We start from the raw sequence: 17,755 nt of genomic DNA on the forward strand, positions 1-17,755 counted from the left end.
CTGTAGATGGTTTTGGAGATAATGAAGGAGATAATACAGATAGTGATGGCGATGGCGTACCAGATTATTTAGATTTAGATAGTGATGATGATGGAGTAAATGATGTAATAGAAGGTGGAAATGATGATTTAGATGGCGATGGTCAAGTAGACAATCCACATGATGATACAGATGGCGATGGTATAGCCGATAGTGTTGATGGGTTAGATGGTCATGGAGATGCAAACGATCCAGATAACGATTCAGATCCAACGGATCCAGATAGTGGAGGAAGCGGAGCAGTAGGAGATAGCGGAACTGATACAGATGGAGATGGTATTGCAGATAGCGTTGATGGTTTAGTTGGATTTGGAGATGCATATGATGATGATTGTATTAAAGATCAGAATTATATCATGAGCCCGAATGGAGATCCTAATAGTTTAAATGAATATTTACATATAGAATGTATCGATAGCCCTGAGTACGTAAACAATACGATAGAGATATTTAACCGTTGGGGTAATACAGTTTATAAAGTAAGAGGTTATTCTAATGTTGATAGTAGTAAGAGGTTTGAAGGTATTTCAAACGGACGAGCAACTATTAGTGTTGATGACAAATTGCCAGTAGGAACTTATTTCTATAAATTAGATTTAGGAAACGGATCACCAATTAAAAAGGGTTGGATTTATATTAATAGATAATAATTAGTATTATTACAGTAAAATAAGTTGATGTTTAAAAGTTTAGATCAGATGAAATTAAATTCAATCTTAATATTTGTGTTTAGTATATGTGTAGCATCATTAGTACAAGCACAGCAAGATCCTCAATATACGCAGTATATGTACAATACGATGAGTGTAAACCCAGCTTATGCAGGGTCTAGAGGACATGCTGTTTTTACTGCAATTGGTAGAACACAATGGGTTGGTTTTGATGGAGCACCTAATACTCAAAATTTAAGTTATGATACTCCTTTAGGGTATTCAGGTTTAGGTTTAGGGATTAATTTAATGAATGATGAAATTGGTCCGTCTAGCGAAATTTATTTAGATGCTAACCTTTCTTATACAGTTGAAACAGGTGAAGAAGGTAATTTAGCATTTGGTTTACGTTTAGGAGGTAGACTTTTAAATATTGATTGGTCTAAAGGAACTACTGCAAACCCTGAAGATTTTCCTCCGGTAGATAAATTTTTACCAACAGTAGGAGCAGGAATTTATTACCACGAACCTCAATGGTACTTAGGTTTAGCTGTACCAAATTTTTTGAGAGTTGAGCATTATGATGCTGAAAATGCACTAGGAGATGTTGCTGTTGAAAGATTACATTTCTTTTTAATAGCAGGATATGTTTTTGATATTAATGAAGATTTAAAATTTAAACCAGCAGCTTTACTTAAAGGAGTATCTGGAGCGCCTTTATCTTTAGATGTATCAGGTAATTTACTTTTTAATGAAAAGTTCAGAGTAGGTTTAGGTTGGAGATGGGGAGATGCTATTAGCGGACTTTTAGGTTTTCAAGCTTCAGATAGATTACTTATAGGGTATTCATATGATTTAACAACCTCAAATTACAACGTAACAAACTCAGGAACACACGAAATTATGTTGCGATACGAAGTGTTAAAAGACACTAGATTTAGATCCCCTAGATTCTTTTAAAAACAATTTACATTTACATGGGTTTAAAAAAGGTAGTTTATTTACTAATAATAATGTTAACTGTTGATTCTTTTGCACAAAGCAAAAAGGTTGCTGACAGATATTATGATGAGTTTTCGTATGTACAATCAGCTCAGATATATAAAGCTTTAGTTGAGGAAAAGAAAGATAGTTCTAAGCATGTTATTAGTCGTTTAGCTGATTCTTACTATAATAATGCAGATACAGAAGAGGCTGAATTTTGGTACAAAAACTTAGTAGAACGATTTAAAGATAATTTAGATTCTAAGTATCTTTTTAAATACGCACAAGTACTTAGAAGTAACGGAAAGTATAAAAAGTCAGACTCTATTTTTTTATCTATGAATTCACTAGATAAAACTAACAATAGACAAGATGAGCTTAAAAAAGAAAATTATCTTTTAGACTATTCTATAGATGATGATATGAGAATCGGAGTAAGAAACTTAGCAATTAACACTGAGTATTCTGATTTTGGAGGTTTTTTATTAAATGGTAAAACGTATTTTACTTCTGCAATACCTAGTGGTGATAAAAGGCAAAAATTATATAAATGGAATAATCAGCCTTTTTTAAATATTTACAAGGCTGATGAAGAAATTCAAACGCTTGAAGAAAGTATAAAAGATACAGTTTTAACAGTTCATAACCCTAGATTAATTGATAATCCAATTAGTTCTGAATATCATGAGTCTACGCCAGTTTTTACTAAAGATGGTAAAACAATTTATTTTACTAGAAATAATTATAACGGTAAGAAAGTAGGAAGAGATAAGAAAAACACTTCAAACTTAAAAATATACAAAGCTAGTTTTGTAAACGGATATTGGTTAAATGTAAAGGAATTGCCATTTAATGGTGATGATTTTTCAGTAGGTCACCCAGCATTAAGTCCTGATGAAAAAACATTGTATTTTGTTTCTAATATGCCAGGAGGTTATGGAGCTACCGATATTTACAAAGTAGCTATTAAAGGTAAAAATGAATATGGAACACCAGTAAATTTAGGTGAAACAATTAATACTTCAGATAAAGAAATGTTTCCTTTTGTAGGAGATGACAATACACTTTATTTTTCTTCTAACGGACATCTAGGATTAGGACTATTAGATATTTTTCAATCTAAAATAAAAGAAGATGGAACTTTTTCTTCAGTAAAAAACTTAGGTGATCCTTTTAATAGTAAAAGAGATGACTTTTCTTTTTATATAAATGAAGATGGAAAAAAAGGATTCTTCTCTTCTAACCGTAAAAAAGGTAAAGGAGATGATGATATTTATAGTTTCTATATTTATACCGATCCAATTATTTGTACGCAATCAGTTTCTGGTGTTATCACTGAATCTGCTAATAAAAACCCTATTGATGGCGCAGTAGTTAAACTTGTAAACAATCAAGGAGAAGTTGTTTTAGAAACTTTATCTAACGCTAAAGGAGAGTATATTTTCAAAGAAGTTTTATGTGATAACGTTTACACCATTTTTGCAAATAAACTAGATCATAGAACTAGCAAAAAACAACAAGTTGCAATTGGTAAAGAGAGTGGAGTAAAAGCAGATTTATCATTAGTGCCTTTAATTATTGGAAACCAAATTGTAATAAACCCTATTTATTTTGATTATAATAAATCAATAATTAGAGATGATGCACAATATGAATTAGAGAATATTATAACAGTGATGAATAATCATCCTGAAGTAATAATAAAAATTGAATCTCATACCGATTCTAGAGGTCCTAGAGATTATAACAGAAAGTTATCGGATAGAAGAGCTAAATCTACTAGAGATTTTATTCTTTCAAGAGGAATATCTAAAAATAGAATAGAAAGTGCAATTGGTTATGGTGAAGATAATTTACTTAATGATTGTAATGATGCTAATAAGAATAAATGTTCTGAACAAGAACATCAGAAAAACAGACGATCGTATTTTTATATTATAAAAGGAACTGATAAGATTAAAGCAAGACAAGCTGCTGAAAAAATAGCGGTTAAAAAGCGTATCGTTAAAAGAAATAGCTTCTTAGATTATTTAAGAAAAAACTTTAAGAAATCATCTCGCTCTACTGCAGGTAGAAATAAATGTGTAAGAGGAGAAGAAGAAGATTGTACTAAAGACGCTAAAAACTTTAAAATAAACTATAAAAATTAATTGTTCCCCTTAAGTTCAATTCGCGTTATTAACGCAGTTAAAAGCTCCAGAAATGGAGCTTTTTTTTTGTTTGAAATACAATAAGTTAGATTTTATATAGTTTTTAGAACTAAATGAACTATATAAATTATTAATCATGAAAAAACTAATATTCCCCATCGCATTAATAGTTTTTACATTAACTTCTTGTGTATCTAAAAAGAAGTATGTTGAACTAGAACAGAAGTATAACGATACTAGAGGAAATCTTCAAAAAACGACATTAGAAAAAGAACGATTAGAAGCAAACTTCGCAAAAATCGAGAAGAGAGTAGATAATTATAATAAAAAAATCAACTCGCTAAGAAATGTAAATGAATCATTACAAGAAGAGAATAATGTAAAATTAGATATGGTTGGAAATACTACTGTAATATCTAACTCATTAAAAGAAAAAATGAGAGAGACTTTAAAAAAGGTAGATCCAGCTGAATTAGCAAACGCTAAGACCTTAAAAGACTCGATGAATGTAGCAGTGGCTTACAATCTAAAAAAATCAATTAACAGCTCTGATTTTGAAAACTCAGATGATATTGATATAGATATAGACAAAACTGTGGTAATGATTTCTGTTTCAGATAAGATGTTATTTAATACAGCTAGTTATCGAGTAAAAAGAGATGCTTATAAGTTAATAGAAAAGTTAGCAGATGTAATTAATTCAGAACCTAGTATGGATGTAATGATAGAAGGGCATACCGATTCAAGATCTATAAATACAGCTACATTACAAGATAATTGGGATTTAAGTGTTAAAAGAGCAACTTCAATTGTTAGAATTCTTGAAAAAAAGTTTAATGTAGATCCAAGTAGATTAATAGCATCTGGTAGAGGAAGCTCAGTTCCGTTAGTTGAAAATAATTCAAGAGAAAATAGAGCAAGAAATAGAAGAACTAGAATTGTAATTCTTCCAAATTTAGATAAATTCTTCGGTTTATTAGCTAAGGAAGAAACAATAAAACCTTAATTAAAATGTATTAAAAAGCAATAAACCAATACGTTAATGTGTTGGTTTGTTGCTTTTATATTTTAGATTACTTATCTTTAAATGTGACTACTATATAAATATAGTGTCTAAACTATTATAAACACCAATTTTTAAATTATGAAAAAACTATTGATTTTAGTATTCGGAGTATTTTTTATTTTGTCATGTACGGATAAAAAGAAACAAGAAGAAGAAAAAAAGATTGAAGCAGCAATTCAAAAAATTGACTCTATTGAGAGTGGAGTAAAGGCTGATATCGAAAAGTTAAAAGAAATTACTACTAAGTTAGAAGAAGATTTAAAAAAATTAGATAACATTTAAAATAGAAATCATGAAAAATATAAAACTTATATTATCTATAGTTGTAGTGTTTGCCTTTATTGGAGTGCAATCAGTTACAGCACAAGGAAAAAGCAAGACAAAAGGAAAAAGTGCTGAGTACAAACAAAAAGGAAAAGATAAAGTTAAAAATGTAAAAGAGGATTTAGAACAAGAAGCTAAAGGAAAAGGGAAAGAGAAGGCTCATGAGATGAAGGAGAAAGGAAAGCACAAAGCTGAAGAAATGAAGCAAAAGGGTAAAGACAAAGTCCATGATATGAAAGAGAAAGATCACGATGATGATCAAGGTCATGCAAAGGGAAAGGATAAAGAAAAGAAAGCTAAAAAAGGTTATAAAGGCAAAGGAAATGCTTATGGACGTAATAAAAACGGAATGAGCGGAAAAGAATTTGGGAAAATGAGATCTGAAGAGGCTAAAAATAAAATCAAAGAGAAAGAAGAGAATATAAGAGAAAGTGAAGATGTATTGCAAAGAGGAAGAGACAAAGTAAAAAAAGCTAATGAACGTTTAAAAGAAGCTAAAGATAAAAAAGAAGTTTCTGATGAAGTAGCTAAAGAGAAGGAAGATGTAATTCGTAAGGCTAATGAAAGATTAAACGATTTGGATAAAAGAATAAAAACCCAAAGAGAGAAAATTAAAAAAGAGAAAGAAGCTTTAAGTAAAATATTACTTCCTGACGGGAATTAATATTTCTCTATTTTTTAAATATTAATAACGGTAATAAGATGATAATAACATCATTTTATTACTGTTATTGTTTTTAAAGATCTTTTATAGAAAGATTGTATGTAATAAATAGCAATTTGATAAAAGATAAGTTTAGGGTATAATTTCAATCAGTTATGGGAATGATTGAAATATATACTAATACTATATATTTTAAGTATTAGTTATTGTTTTATTCATTTAATTTATATTAGGTCTAATATATATGTATAAAAAAAGAGAAGCAACATATGCTTCTCTTTTTTTTATATAATATTGTTTTATTAAGCTTTAAGACTACTCTTGTAAACTAAACTTAATAGGAATATAGTATTCTACATTAGCTCCTTCACCATCGTGTTTACCTGGAACAAATGTTGGAAGCTTAGAAACCATTCTTTTAGCTTCTTGCTCTAAAAGATGTCCATCTTTAGGTCCTTTCATCTTTATATTAGTAACCTTACCATCCTTACCGATAATAAAACGCACCCATACTTTTCCTTGTATATTTTTTGCAGCAGCAGCATCAGGATAGTTAAAGTTTCTTTGAATATGACTTATCATTCTTTCATTAAAACAATTAATTTTTTGTGTATCAGATACTTTTAAGCAAGCTTTAAATTGAGGAATACTATGTACTTCAGAAAACTTTACGTAATCAGTTATTAAAGTTTCTTTTGCAACCTCTTTTTTCTTAGCAACTTTTCTTACAGGCTGTTTTTTAATAACTTTTCTTTTAACAGTTTTTGCTTTATTAGAAGATGAAGCAACAGCAGCATCAGGATGTCTAAAAGAAATAGGAACACCATATTTAACTTTTACAGTTTTTCCATTGTGCTTACCAGGTATGAATTTTGGTAATTTATTTACAATTCTATTAGCTTCTTTTTCTAATAATTCTCCACCTTTAGGCCCTCTCATTTGGATGCTTTCTACATCACCGGATTGATTAATAGTAAATTGCACTAATACTCTACCTTGGATACCCTTGTCGAAAGCTTCTTGAGGATATTTAAAGTTACTAATTATATGCTTAGACATTTGTGTTTCAAAACACTTAGCCTGTTTTATTAAAGGGACATTATTACATTTCTTAAATAATGGAATTTCTTCAACTAAGTTAAAAGGAAGTTTTTCAATAGTAGCGGAATTATCTTCTAACTCAAGTTTTCCGATTAATAAAGAATTCTTTTTAATATTTGCTACTTTTTGAGAAGAGTTATTTCCTCCAATTGCAGAAACCGCTTCATTCTTTTTACGAACGACACGTCTTCTTGTAGAAACTTCAATAGATAATTGCTTTTTTCCACCATCTTTAGTGTCTTCTATGGCACATTTTGTAATACTGTTTGGGTCAGCAATTGATTCATCAGCAGTTTCACATACTTCTTGTTGAGCAACAGCCATTATAGACATTAGCATAGCTGCTACTAGTAAGGGGAATTTCTTCATAATCGCACTCTATTTTAAGGGGTTAACAAATAAGTTAACGTATTATTAGGTGGTAAAAATATAAAAAAATATAAGACAAACAAATTTATTATCCTTTTTTTTATTTTGTAAACCGTTGAATTAGATGTTGTTAAAAAAAATGATAAATTAATATTATAAAAAAGGTTAACTTTTTTTTGGAGCTTTAAATATTATAGGTAGAGCATATTTTACATTAACAAGATTACCTTTGTGTTTGCCAGGGATAAATGTAGGAAGTTTAGAAATTAATCTCTCTGCTTCTTTTTTTAGTAGTTCGCCGTTTTTAGGGCCTCTTTTTTTAATGTCCTTTACTTTACCATCTTTACCAATTGTAAATTGAACTAAAACTTTCCCCTCAATACCTTTTTGCATTGCCTTTTTTGGGTAATTAAAGTTGTTAACAATATGTTTAATCATGTAAGTTTCAAAACATTTGGATTGTTTTAATAATGGTGTGTTTTTACATTTCGAAAACAAAGGAATTTGCTCTACTAAATGAAAAGGGATTTTTTTTAAAGATGATACAGCATCGTTTTTAAGATTAAGTTTTTGAACTAATAAGTTTTTACTTTTTATTTTTTCTACTTTATTACTGGCATCAATAGAAATATTATTTTTTTTAGATTTTCTTACATGTTTTCTAACTGAAATTTGTTTATTGTCTTTTTCTAAAGCCCTTTTAACATCATCGATAGAGCATTTTGTAATACTAATAGAGTTAAGGTCTTCTAAAGTATTTTCATTTGGAGTGTCACATTTCTCTTGAGAAGTAGCTATAGTAGAAACAAAAAGAGCTACCATAACTAAGTTGAAGGGGAATTTCATAGTTTAGTTAATTTAAGGGTTTTATTTTTCAGAATGTGAAAATAATATTTCTAAGTAATTCGAATATTAATTTAATGTTAAGTTAAGAGGGAATGAATGTGTTACGATTACAGGGAGCCCATTTTCTTTTCCAGATTTTAATAGAGGTAAGTTTTTTATAGCTTTCTTTAATTCATTTATTATTAGTTTATTTTTTGTTTTTATAAGTGTGTTTTTAATTTCTCCATTAATATCTATTTGAAATTGAACAAATATTTTAGAGTTAAATACATCATCTGTAAAATAATCTGGATTGAAGTTTTTAGTTAAGAGTTTGTTTAAAGTTTTGTTGAAACACTTAATGTTTTCTTCCCTAGTAGAAACTTGACAAGATTCAAACATTGGAATTTCATCAACTAAAGAGAATAATACTTTTTGTGGTTTTGAAATAAGTTTTAAAAGGAGGAGTCTTTTGTTATTTGTTTTTAAATTAACTTCACTTTTTTTTAATCCTAAATAGTTTGAAGTTTTTCTGAGACGAGTATTTGGTGTAGTTCTTTTTCTGATAATTCTTGTTCTGCTTATTCTTTTTACATCAGTTTTCTTCTCGGTTATTTCACATTTATTAAAAGTGATTGTATTTAAATCAACTTCATCTTCTTTTGTAGTTTCACAAACAGATGCTTGAGAGTAAACTCTTATTGTATTTAATGAGAGTAATATTAATAAGGTTGTAAGCGTAGTTTTTTTCATTTTATTTCTATGTTTTATTTAGTAAAAATGAAAAAACAGTGTAAAATTTATTTTATGAGAAAATGATATGTGTTTTAATTAAATGTATTATAAATGTTAACGTAGTTAAGTTATAGTAAATAAAAAACTCTCCATGTTAATGGAGAGTTTTTAGTGAGTTTATTTTTTGATTACTTTACATTCATCAATTCAACATCAAAAATTAATGTAGCGTCTGGTGGAATAACTCCTCCAGCACCAGCTGAACCATAAGCTAAATGAGAAGGGATTACTAAACGAGCTTTATCACCTACTTTTAATAATTGAATTCCTTCATCCCAACCAGCAATTACTTGACCAACTCCAATAGCAAAGTCGATTGGTTGTTTTCTTTTGTAAGAAGAATCGAATACGGTACCGTCTAATAATTGTCCTTTATAATGTACAGAAACCATAGCTCCTTTAGTAGCTTGTTTTCCATCTCCGTTTTGTAAGATTTTATAACGTAATCCTGATGGAGTTTCATCGTAACCAGCAGCAACAGAATCTAATAATTCTTTTTGTTTTATTAATTGTTCAGCTTCACGTTTTTCACGAGCTCCTTCAAAAGTTCTAAAAGCTTCAACAGCATTGAAAGCTTCAGCATCAGCACCAACACGAATAATCTCTACATCCATAGTGTCATTTTGCTCAATAGCATCTACAACATCTTGCCCTTCAACAACACTACCAAAAACAGTATGTTTACCGTCTAACCATGGAGTAGCAACATGTGTAATAAAAAATTGAGATCCGTTAGTTCCTGGACCTGCATTTGCCATAGATAATTTACCTGGAGCATCGTGCTTTAAATCTGCATGAATTTCATCATCAAACTTATAGCCTGGGTTACCAGTTCCTGTTCCTTGTGGACACCCACCTTGAACCATAAAATCTGCAATTACACGGTGGAATTTTAATCCATTATAATAAGGTGTTCCTTGTGGTTTAGCATCATTTTCTAAATTGCCTTCTGCTAAAGCAACAAAGTTACCAACAGTTCCAGGCGTTTTTTCGTGTTCTAAATTCACTAAAATATCACCTTTTGGTGTTGTGAACTTTGCGTAAATTCCGTTATTCATTTTTATTAGATTATCTTATTTATATTGAAAATACCTTTTTAAAAAGGCAAAATTAATTCTTTACTGATAAAGTTGAAAGATTAAAACTTAAACCTATGTTAATATTATTTGAGTTTACATTACCAAAAGGAGAGTAATACCTACCTCCTGAGGCTATGATTGATACACTATTAGTTATATCATAATTCAACCCTAATGTTGGGCGAACAATAATTCCTTCGTCTGTATCTACACCGGCACCTCCACCAGCACCAGCCATAAATTCTATAAATCCTCTAACTTTATTATTTAAAAATCTAGGAGAATATATTCCTCCACCAACTAATCCATGAGCATAACCACCTGAGCCACCATCATAAGCAAAACCAGCTTCACCAGCTATATATAGCCATTTGTTAAGATCATAGTTTGCTTTTAATCCGATTAATTGTAAATCAGTTGTGTATCTAGTAGTTGGTGGATCAAATTTTGCGACATCAAAATAAGATTGATTTTGAATTTCAATTCTTATTCCTTGAGTATAAAAGTTTGTATGTTTTTTTTCTTCAGAAGAAGTTCCGCCATTTAAACCAAAGTATTTTAAACCAAATCCTACAGTATAGGCTTCAAAGTCACCATCAATAGCTTTGTAATAACCACCATGACCACTCAAAGCTAATTTATCAGATAGTTTTAAATCAATTCCAGCAGAAGGGTAAATGGTAAGTCCACCTTCAGGAGCTATTCGTCCACCAGCAGCACCAATTCCTAATTTACCAAAGACATTAATGTATTTTGATTGAAAAGGAATATATCCTGCACCAACAAATAAATCCATGAAACCAGCACGTAACCCTTTATAAATAGCATCGGTATGAGCAAATAAAAAAGTATTGTTGTTTAAGTATTTCTGATATTCAAATCCAATTACGGATAAAGTTTCTGTTAAAGGAGAGCCGTTATCTTTTTTTGATTTCCCGATAGGTTTAAAGAAATCAAAACGAATTTGTTGTGCATTTTTTACAACAGGTTTGCTCCAAAAACTATCAGGAGAAATATTGTTAGCAACAAATTCTTGATGTGCTTTATCGTAATCAGTGAAACGTAAAATACTAGGTATTTCTACAAAGAATGAAACTGAGTTGCTTTTTATCTCTCCAGAAAGAAAGTTTACATGACTGTATTGAACTCCAAAAGAATAATTGTTCTTCTTGTATTGCAAACCGATATTTGGATTGATAAATCCTCCATCATTAATATATTTACGATATCCACCACCTCCTCCAAAATGGAAGTTTGCATCAAAATATAAATTTTTATAGAGTTGTTTATTGATACCTAATTCGGCTCCAAGTGTAAATAAACCACCTTGATCACCAGTTACTGCAAAATGAAAATCAGCACCACCATATAGCCAATCGTTAATAGGAATTTGATAATGTAATCCAGTTAAACCCATTGTTGGTTTTAATTCTGGAAATTTATCCGAAGGCATTTCAACGGGAATAAAATTCAATCGAACCTTATTATGTAATTCTTTTCCTTTTAAGATAGATAAATCTTCTTGACTTTGCGATAGCAAAGAAGAAAGAATTAGTATAGTCGTTAGTATAAAGTGCTTATTCAAACTCACTAGTGAAATGTAATTTAACTGTTGGGTACTTACTTTGAGTCATTTGAATGGTAAAAGCAGAGTCAGCTAAGAATACTAATTTACCTTCCTTGTCTTTTGCTAAATAACGTTGTTTTACTCGTTTAAACTCTTTAAATTCTTCGTTTTTAGGGTCTTCTGGTTGTACCCAACAAGCTTTGTGTACTGCAATGTTTTCGTAGGTACATTTTGCACCGTATTCATGTTCTAAACGATATTGAATAACTTCATATTGTAAAGCTCCAACGGTACCAACAATTCTACGTCCATTCATTTCCATAGTAAACAACTGAGCAACACCTTCATCCATTAATTGATCTAAACCTTTGTATAATTGCTTAGATTTCATAGGGTCTGCATTATTTACATAACGGAAGTGTTCTGGAGAAAAACTAGGAATTCCTTTAAAGTTTAATTTTTCACCTTCAGTTAATGTATCACCAATTTTAAAATTCCCAGTGTCATGTAAACCAACAATATCACCTGGATATGATTCATCAACAATTTGTTTCTTTTCAGCAAAAAATGCATTCGGGCTTGAGAATTTAACCTTCTTGCCATTTCGAACATGTAAGTAAGGAGCGTTTCTTTTAAAAGTACCAGAAACAATTTTTACGAAGGCTAAACGATCTCGGTGTTTAGGATCCATATTTGCATGAATCTTAAAAACAAAACCTGTTAATTTTTCTTCTTTAGAATCTACTAAACGTTCTTCTGCTTTTTTAGGTTGTGGTTGTGGTGCTATTTCAATAAAAGCATCTAATAATTCTTTTACACCAAAATTATTTAAAGCAGAACCAAAGAATACAGGTTGTAAATCTCCTGCTAAATATTCTTCGTGATTAAATTCAGGATATACTTCGTACACTAATTCTGTTTCCTCACGTAAAGTATTGGCAGCATCTTCACCAATAACGTTATCCAATTCTGGATTTGAAAGATTGTCAAACTGAACACCTTCAGAAATACTTGTTTTATTTTCACCCGAGAAAAGATTTAATTTCTTTTCCCAAATATTATAAATTCCTTTAAAGTCATATCCCATTCCAATAGGAAAACTCATAGGAGTTACTTTTAAACCTAGCTTTTGTTCAACTTCATCTAATAAATCGAATGCATCTTTACCTTCACGGTCTAATTTATTAATAAACACCAGCATTGGTATTTTACGCATACGACAAACTTCAACCAGTTTTTCAGTTTGTGGCTCAACACCTTTTGCAACATCAATTACAACAATAACACTATCTACAGCAGTTAAGGTTCTAAAAGTATCTTCAGCAAAATCTTTATGCCCAGGAGTATCAAGAATGTTGATTTTTTTGTCTTTATAAATAAAAGCTAATACAGAAGTAGCAACAGAGATTCCTCTTTGACGTTCAATTTCCATAAAATCGGAAGTTGCTCCTTTTTTAATCTTGTTATTTTTAACGGCTCCGGCTTCTTGAATAGCTCCTCCAAATAATAACAATTTCTCTGTTAAAGTAGTTTTACCAGCATCGGGGTGCGATATAATTCCGAATGTACGTCTTTTCTGTATTTCTTCTAAAAAACTCATCTATAAATTTTAAGGCTGCAAAGATACGTTTTAAAGCTTAATGATTCAAAGGTTTAATTGTTGAACTGGTATCATTTTTGTAAGTTTGCTTTTCGTATATTTTTAGGATGAAAGAACAGGTAATTTTAGTAGATGAACTAGATAACCCTATTGGGTTGATGGAAAAAATAGAAGCACATGAAAAGGCGTTGTTACACAGAGCTTTTTCAGTTTTTGTTTTCAATAAGAAAGGGGAGTTAATGTTGCAACAAAGAGCAGCAGAGAAATACCATTCTCCGTTATTATGGACAAATACTTGTTGTTCTCATCAACGTGATGGTGAAACTAATTTAGAAGCTGGTAAAAGAAGGCTTCAAGAAGAAATGGGTTTTACTTGTGAATTAGAAGAAGTTTTTTCATTTATTTACAAAGCGCCTTTTGATAATGGTTTAACCGAACATGAACTAGACCATGTAATGATAGGTGAGTTTAACGACGAACCTAATATCAATAGAGATGAAGTTGAATCTTATAAATGGATGTCTTTAGAAGATGTAAAAAATGATATAGAAAATCGACCTGAAACTTATACGGAGTGGTTTAAAATTATATTTAAAGAATCTTACGACAAACTAAAAAATGCCTAAAGTAACTGTACATAGAAAAGCACATTTTAATGCGGCTCATAGATTGTTCAATCCAAAATGGAATGATAAAGAAAATTATGAAGTTTTTGGTAAGTGTAGCAATCCTAATTATCATGGTCATAATTACGAATTAATTGTTTCTTTAACTGGCGAAATTGATAAAGAAACAGGTTATGTGTATGATTTAGGAAAATTAAAAGATTTAATAAAAGTTGAAGTTGAAGATAAATTAGATCATAAAAACTTGAATATTGAAGTAGAAGAGTTTAAAGAACAAAATCCTACTGTAGAAAATATAGCTGTAGTAATTTATAATAAACTGCGTGTAAAGATTCAAGAAAAATACGACTTACAAATTACGTTATACGAAACGCCAAGAAACTACGTAACTTACAGCGGAAATTAATTTATGATAAACCAACTATTATGATTTACTCCTATATTAAAACAAAAAATATGGGGAGGAGAAAAGCTTAAAACTGTACTCAATAAAAAATCTGATGAAGATAAAATTGGTGAAAGTTGGGAGGTTTCTGATGTTGATGGTGATGAATCGATAGTTAGTAATGGTGAACTTAAAGGTAAAACACTAAGAGAATTAATTTCAATTTATAAAGATGATTTAGTAGGTAAGCATGTTTATGAAAACTTTAAAAACGAATTCCCTTTACTTATTAAATATATTGATGCTAAAGAAGTATTAAGTATTCAGTTGCACCCTAATGATGATTTATCTAAAGAACGACACGATTCTTACGGTAAAACAGAAATGTGGTATGTAATGCAAGCTGATGATGAATCTAATATTATTATTGGTTTTAAAGAAGATTCTAATGAAGAAGAATATTTGCATCATCTTAAAAATAAGTCCCTTTTAGAAATTTTAAATTCAGATAAAGTAAAAAAAAGGAGATGCGTATTTTATTCCACCAGGTAGAGTGCATGCAATAGGAGGTGGGTTGTTATTAGCTGAGATTCAACAAACATCAGATATTACCTATCGTATTTACGATTGGGATAGAAAAGATATTGATGGTAATTACAGAGAATTACATACAGATAAAGCTTTAAAAGCAATAGACTTTGGTTCTAAAAAAACGTACAAAAGAGATTATTTAAAAGAAAATAATAAAGCTTCCGAAGTAGTTTCGTGCCCTTATTTTACAACAAACGTTTTACCAGTTACATCTAATTTGTCAATTAAACATTACGATAAAGATAGCTTTGTTGTGTATATGTGTGTAGAGGGGAAGGTAGAATTTATTTACGAAAATCAAATAGAAACAATTCAGATGGGTGAAACCTTATTAGTTCCAGCTTGTATTAAAGAGTTTGAGATTCAACCAGATGTGGATTCTGAGTTATTAGAAGTTTTCATAAAATAAAACAGACTCAAAGTAAAAACCTTGAGTCTGCAAACTAACCAAATCAACTTAACGAATTAAGAAGCTTTTTGTAATGCATAGCCAAATGTGGCTTTGCAAATAATATCTTGTTTTTTTTCTTGTTTCTTAGCTACTGTAATATTTAAAACAATTTCAGTAGGACTTAATTTTTTAATATTATTCTTTATAACAAGCTTATCATTTAAATAAGCATTTTTTAGAATGTCAAATTCTATGCTCTTGAAAGTAGGTGAAGAACCTTTATATAGGTTGATGGAGGAATTTACGCTAGATTCAACTTTGTTATATAAAACTGAAGTTTTTAAAGCTTTGTTTTTGCTAACTTGTTTTTTGCTAACTGTAAATTGTTGAAGATTGTTTTGTGATGCTATGTAATTTTTCATGATGTTTAAGTGTTAAGTGGTGGAAATTTTGGTTCTCTAAAAAATAGATTTTGTACAGAGTATATAATTGATGTTACAAGCATGCCATTTCGTTTTGTGTTCAAAATTGTTTTCATAATGATTAAAATTTAAAATATTAGTAAATAAAAAAAGGTGCTTTTTGTAAAAAGCACCTTTGTAGTTTATATTAAATATCGATTTTTAAAATCGTTGTTTAAGTTTATCTTTATAAGTACTTTTCTTTACATATACATACTGTTTATGCATGCGCGTATTATTACACATAATCATGCCGACAGTGTTTAAAATAAATTGATATGTTTTAATAAGTACTTTCATAATGAGTCAAATGTAACAAAAGTTTTGATAAAACAATTAGAAAGTAGAAAATAATAATGTTAAAGTTCTGTAAATCATAATTTATAAGCTCTCTTTTTAAGCTATATAAATATGTATCTTTGAGTATTAATAATAGATAAAACTATGAATAATATAAAAGTAATTGCTTTTGATGCAGATGACACTCTTTGGGTAAACGAAACCTATTTTAGAGATGCTGAGAATGAGTTTGCTAAACTATTATCTGATTACGAAACCGAAAATAAAATTCATCAAGAGCTTTTTAAAAAAGAAATAGAAAATTTAAAAATCTATGGTTATGGTGTAAAAGGTTTTATGTTATCTATGGTTGAATGTGCTTTAGAACTATCCAACTATAAAATAAATCAAAGAACCTTAAATCAAATTTTAGATTTGGGCAAAGACATGCTCGAAAAGCCTATTGAATTATTAGATGGAGTAGAAGAGGTTTTAGAAAAATTACAAGGAAAATATAAATTAATCGTAGCTACCAAAGGAGATTTATTAGATCAAGAACGTAAATTAGAAAAATCAGGAATCTTAAAGTATTTTCATCATACAGAGGTGATGAGTGAAAAGAAAAAAATGGATTATGAAAAACTAACTAAGCGTTTAGATATTAATCCTTCAGAGTTTTTAATGATAGGAAATTCTTTAAAATCAGATATTTTACCGTTAATCGAGATTGGAGCTTCAGCAATACATGTTCCATTTCACACCACTTGGGCTCATGAGGAAGTTAGTGAAGAGCAAAAATCGGATGACTATAAAACAGTCGCTAAAATTACTGATGTATTAAATTTCTTATAAATGAAGTATTTAGATATTGATAGTTGGAATCGGAAACAACATTTCGAACATTTTAGAACTTTAGCAGATCCAACTTTCGGAATTGTAGCAGATGTTGAGGTTTCTAAATGTTATCAATCAGCAAAAGAGAATAAACAATCTTTTTTTGTATTGTATTTGCATGCCTGCATGAAAGCAATCAATGAGATAGAAAGTTTTAAATATAGAATTGAAGGCGATAAAGTTGCTATTTATGATGTAATTAATACTTCGCCAACTATTGCAAGAGCCGATAATACTTTTGGTTTTTCTTACGTTGAATTTTCAGAAGATTATAAAAAGTTTGAAAACAATTTTTTAAAGGAAAAAGAAAGAATTACTAATTCAACAGATTTATTTCCTCCAAAGTATTCTTTAGGATGTGTTCACTGTTCAGCGATTCCTTGGGTGAGTTTCTCTAGTCATAAAGAGCCCTTTTCAGGAGATAAAGATAGTAGTGTACCACAGTTATCTTTTGCTAAAATTAAAGAAGAAAATAATAAAATGTTGATGCCTGTAGCAGTAAATGTAAACCATGCTTTAGTAGATGGGTATGATTTAGGGCAGTTTTTTGAAAAATTTCAAGCTCATTTAGATAAAATCAACTAATTTTGCATCAAATATTATAATTATGGCAAGCATAAAAAATTTAAAAAAGGATATAGATTATACATTAGGAGATATTCTTGATATAACTAATTTAACAGCTCAGTTAAATTCAAATGTAGATGTAGAAAAGTCAGAAGCTATTAGAAATGAAATTTTTGAGATCTATGATGATTTGATAACTAAAGTTAATGCTAAAAATGTAGAGAACAAGAAAGCTTATTTTAAAGGTGTTAGCGCAGAGTTAGAAGCTAAAGCAAACGCTTTATTAGACAAGGTTAATAGTTTATAATAGTATAAACTAAGTTTTTAAAAAGCGAGATTTATTTTAAA

20 protein-coding genes and 1 pseudogene are annotated in these 17,755 nt (G+C 29.6%); 14 read left to right on the forward strand and 7 right to left on the reverse strand.

What is annotated here, in order from left to right; genetic code table 11:
• The 6 genes from H3Z83_RS10435 to H3Z83_RS10460 form a co-directional block, all read left to right on the forward strand.
• Positions 1-686: gliding motility-associated C-terminal domain-containing protein (locus H3Z83_RS10435; RefSeq protein WP_182125440.1), on the forward strand; the 686-nt coding region annotated here is incomplete at its 5' end.
• Between the two features lie 51 nt (positions 687-737).
• A complete protein-coding gene (locus H3Z83_RS10440) occupies positions 738-1,649 on the forward strand; it encodes a PorP/SprF family type IX secretion system membrane protein (protein ID WP_220455468.1) in 912 nt (303 codons plus the stop codon).
• Positions 1,650-1,666: 17 nt separating this feature from the next.
• Complete coding sequence (locus H3Z83_RS10445) at positions 1,667-3,823, forward strand: OmpA family protein (RefSeq protein WP_182125442.1); 2,157 nt, start codon at positions 1,667-1,669, stop codon at positions 3,821-3,823.
• Positions 3,824-3,959: 136 nt separating this feature from the next.
• Positions 3,960-4,829, forward strand: a complete 870-nt coding sequence (locus H3Z83_RS10450; protein WP_182125443.1) for an OmpA family protein — start codon at positions 3,960-3,962, stop codon at positions 4,827-4,829.
• A 138-nt stretch (positions 4,830-4,967) separates the two neighbouring features.
• On the forward strand, positions 4,968-5,171 hold the full coding sequence (locus H3Z83_RS10455; RefSeq protein WP_182125444.1) for a hypothetical protein: 204 nt from the start codon (positions 4,968-4,970) through the stop codon (positions 5,169-5,171).
• A gap of 10 nt (positions 5,172-5,181) precedes the next feature.
• Complete coding sequence (locus H3Z83_RS10460) at positions 5,182-5,877, forward strand: hypothetical protein (protein WP_182125445.1); 696 nt, start codon at positions 5,182-5,184, stop codon at positions 5,875-5,877.
• 315 nt (positions 5,878-6,192) lie between these two features.
• Here the strand turns inward: H3Z83_RS10460 and H3Z83_RS10465 are convergent, their stop codons facing one another.
• The 6 genes from H3Z83_RS10465 to H3Z83_RS10490 all read right to left on the reverse strand — a co-directional run bounded on the left by H3Z83_RS10465 (position 6,193) and on the right by H3Z83_RS10490 (position 13,213).
• Positions 6,193-7,347, reverse strand: coding sequence for an energy transducer TonB (locus tag H3Z83_RS10465; protein ID WP_182125446.1), 1,155 nt, complete (start codon positions 7,345-7,347; stop codon positions 6,193-6,195).
• A 165-nt stretch (positions 7,348-7,512) separates the two neighbouring features.
• A complete protein-coding gene (locus H3Z83_RS10470; RefSeq protein WP_182125447.1) occupies positions 7,513-8,193 on the reverse strand; it encodes an energy transducer TonB in 681 nt (226 codons plus the stop codon).
• A gap of 66 nt (positions 8,194-8,259) precedes the next feature.
• Positions 8,260-8,925, reverse strand: coding sequence for a hypothetical protein (locus H3Z83_RS10475; RefSeq protein ID WP_182125448.1), 666 nt, complete (start codon positions 8,923-8,925; stop codon positions 8,260-8,262).
• 170 nt (positions 8,926-9,095) lie between these two features.
• Positions 9,096-10,025 (reverse strand): peptidylprolyl isomerase, encoded by a 930-nt coding sequence (locus tag H3Z83_RS10480; protein WP_182125449.1) that lies wholly within the window; start codon positions 10,023-10,025, stop codon positions 9,096-9,098.
• A gap of 52 nt (positions 10,026-10,077) precedes the next feature.
• Positions 10,078-11,631 (reverse strand): hypothetical protein, encoded by a 1,554-nt coding sequence (locus H3Z83_RS10485; protein ID WP_220455469.1) that lies wholly within the window; start codon positions 11,629-11,631, stop codon positions 10,078-10,080.
• The gene (locus H3Z83_RS10490; protein ID WP_182125450.1) at positions 11,624-13,213 is read right to left on the reverse strand and encodes a peptide chain release factor 3; all 1,590 of its coding nucleotides are present in this window, start codon (positions 13,211-13,213) and stop codon (positions 11,624-11,626) included. Before H3Z83_RS10490 ends, H3Z83_RS10485 begins: the two co-directional genes overlap by 8 nt.
• A 107-nt stretch (positions 13,214-13,320) precedes the next feature.
• On the opposite strand from H3Z83_RS10490, the gene idi reads away from it, so the two are divergent.
• The 5 genes and pseudogenes from idi to H3Z83_RS13015 all read left to right on the forward strand — a co-directional run bounded on the left by idi (position 13,321) and on the right by H3Z83_RS13015 (position 15,224).
• Positions 13,321-13,839: an isopentenyl-diphosphate Delta-isomerase gene (idi, locus tag H3Z83_RS10495; RefSeq protein WP_182125451.1), complete on the forward strand. Its 519-nt coding sequence runs from the start codon at positions 13,321-13,323 to the stop codon at positions 13,837-13,839.
• Positions 13,832-14,245 (forward strand): 6-pyruvoyl trahydropterin synthase family protein, encoded by a 414-nt coding sequence (locus tag H3Z83_RS10500; protein WP_182125452.1) that lies wholly within the window; start codon positions 13,832-13,834, stop codon positions 14,243-14,245. The genes idi and H3Z83_RS10500 overlap by 8 nt, the downstream gene beginning before the upstream one ends.
• A 48-nt stretch (positions 14,246-14,293) precedes the next feature.
• Positions 14,294-14,533, forward strand: a pseudogene (locus H3Z83_RS13005) (type I phosphomannose isomerase catalytic subunit); the annotation flags it as partial.
• Between the two features lie 18 nt (positions 14,534-14,551).
• Positions 14,552-14,776, forward strand: coding sequence for a hypothetical protein (locus H3Z83_RS13010; protein ID WP_317167226.1), 225 nt, complete (start codon positions 14,552-14,554; stop codon positions 14,774-14,776).
• A gap of 1 nt (position 14,777) precedes the next feature.
• Positions 14,778-15,224, forward strand: a complete 447-nt coding sequence (locus tag H3Z83_RS13015; RefSeq protein WP_317167227.1) for a class I mannose-6-phosphate isomerase — start codon at positions 14,778-14,780, stop codon at positions 15,222-15,224.
• A 56-nt stretch (positions 15,225-15,280) separates the two neighbouring features.
• Here H3Z83_RS13015 and H3Z83_RS10510 read toward each other — a convergent pair whose 3' ends face one another.
• A complete protein-coding gene (locus tag H3Z83_RS10510; RefSeq protein ID WP_182125453.1) occupies positions 15,281-15,628 on the reverse strand; it encodes a hypothetical protein in 348 nt (115 codons plus the stop codon).
• Between the two features lie 483 nt (positions 15,629-16,111).
• Here H3Z83_RS10510 and H3Z83_RS10515 point away from each other — a divergent pair, with 483 nt between their 5' ends.
• From H3Z83_RS10515 to H3Z83_RS10525, 3 genes are read left to right on the forward strand one after another with little or no spacing between them, the layout of a single operon-like run.
• Positions 16,112-16,798 (forward strand): HAD family hydrolase, encoded by a 687-nt coding sequence (locus tag H3Z83_RS10515; RefSeq protein ID WP_182125454.1) that lies wholly within the window; start codon positions 16,112-16,114, stop codon positions 16,796-16,798.
• A complete protein-coding gene (locus tag H3Z83_RS10520; protein WP_182125455.1) occupies positions 16,799-17,425 on the forward strand; it encodes a chloramphenicol acetyltransferase in 627 nt (208 codons plus the stop codon).
• Positions 17,426-17,447: 22 nt separating this feature from the next.
• Positions 17,448-17,714 carry a hypothetical protein gene (locus H3Z83_RS10525; RefSeq protein WP_182125456.1) on the forward strand — a complete coding sequence of 89 codons (267 nt, stop codon included), beginning with the start codon at positions 17,448-17,450 and terminating at the stop codon, positions 17,712-17,714.
• Positions 17,715-17,755 lie beyond the last annotated feature (41 nt).

Source organism: Tenacibaculum pelagium, assembly GCF_014062345.1.
Taxonomy (GTDB): Bacteria; Bacteroidota; Bacteroidia; order Flavobacteriales; family Flavobacteriaceae; genus Polaribacter; species Polaribacter pelagius.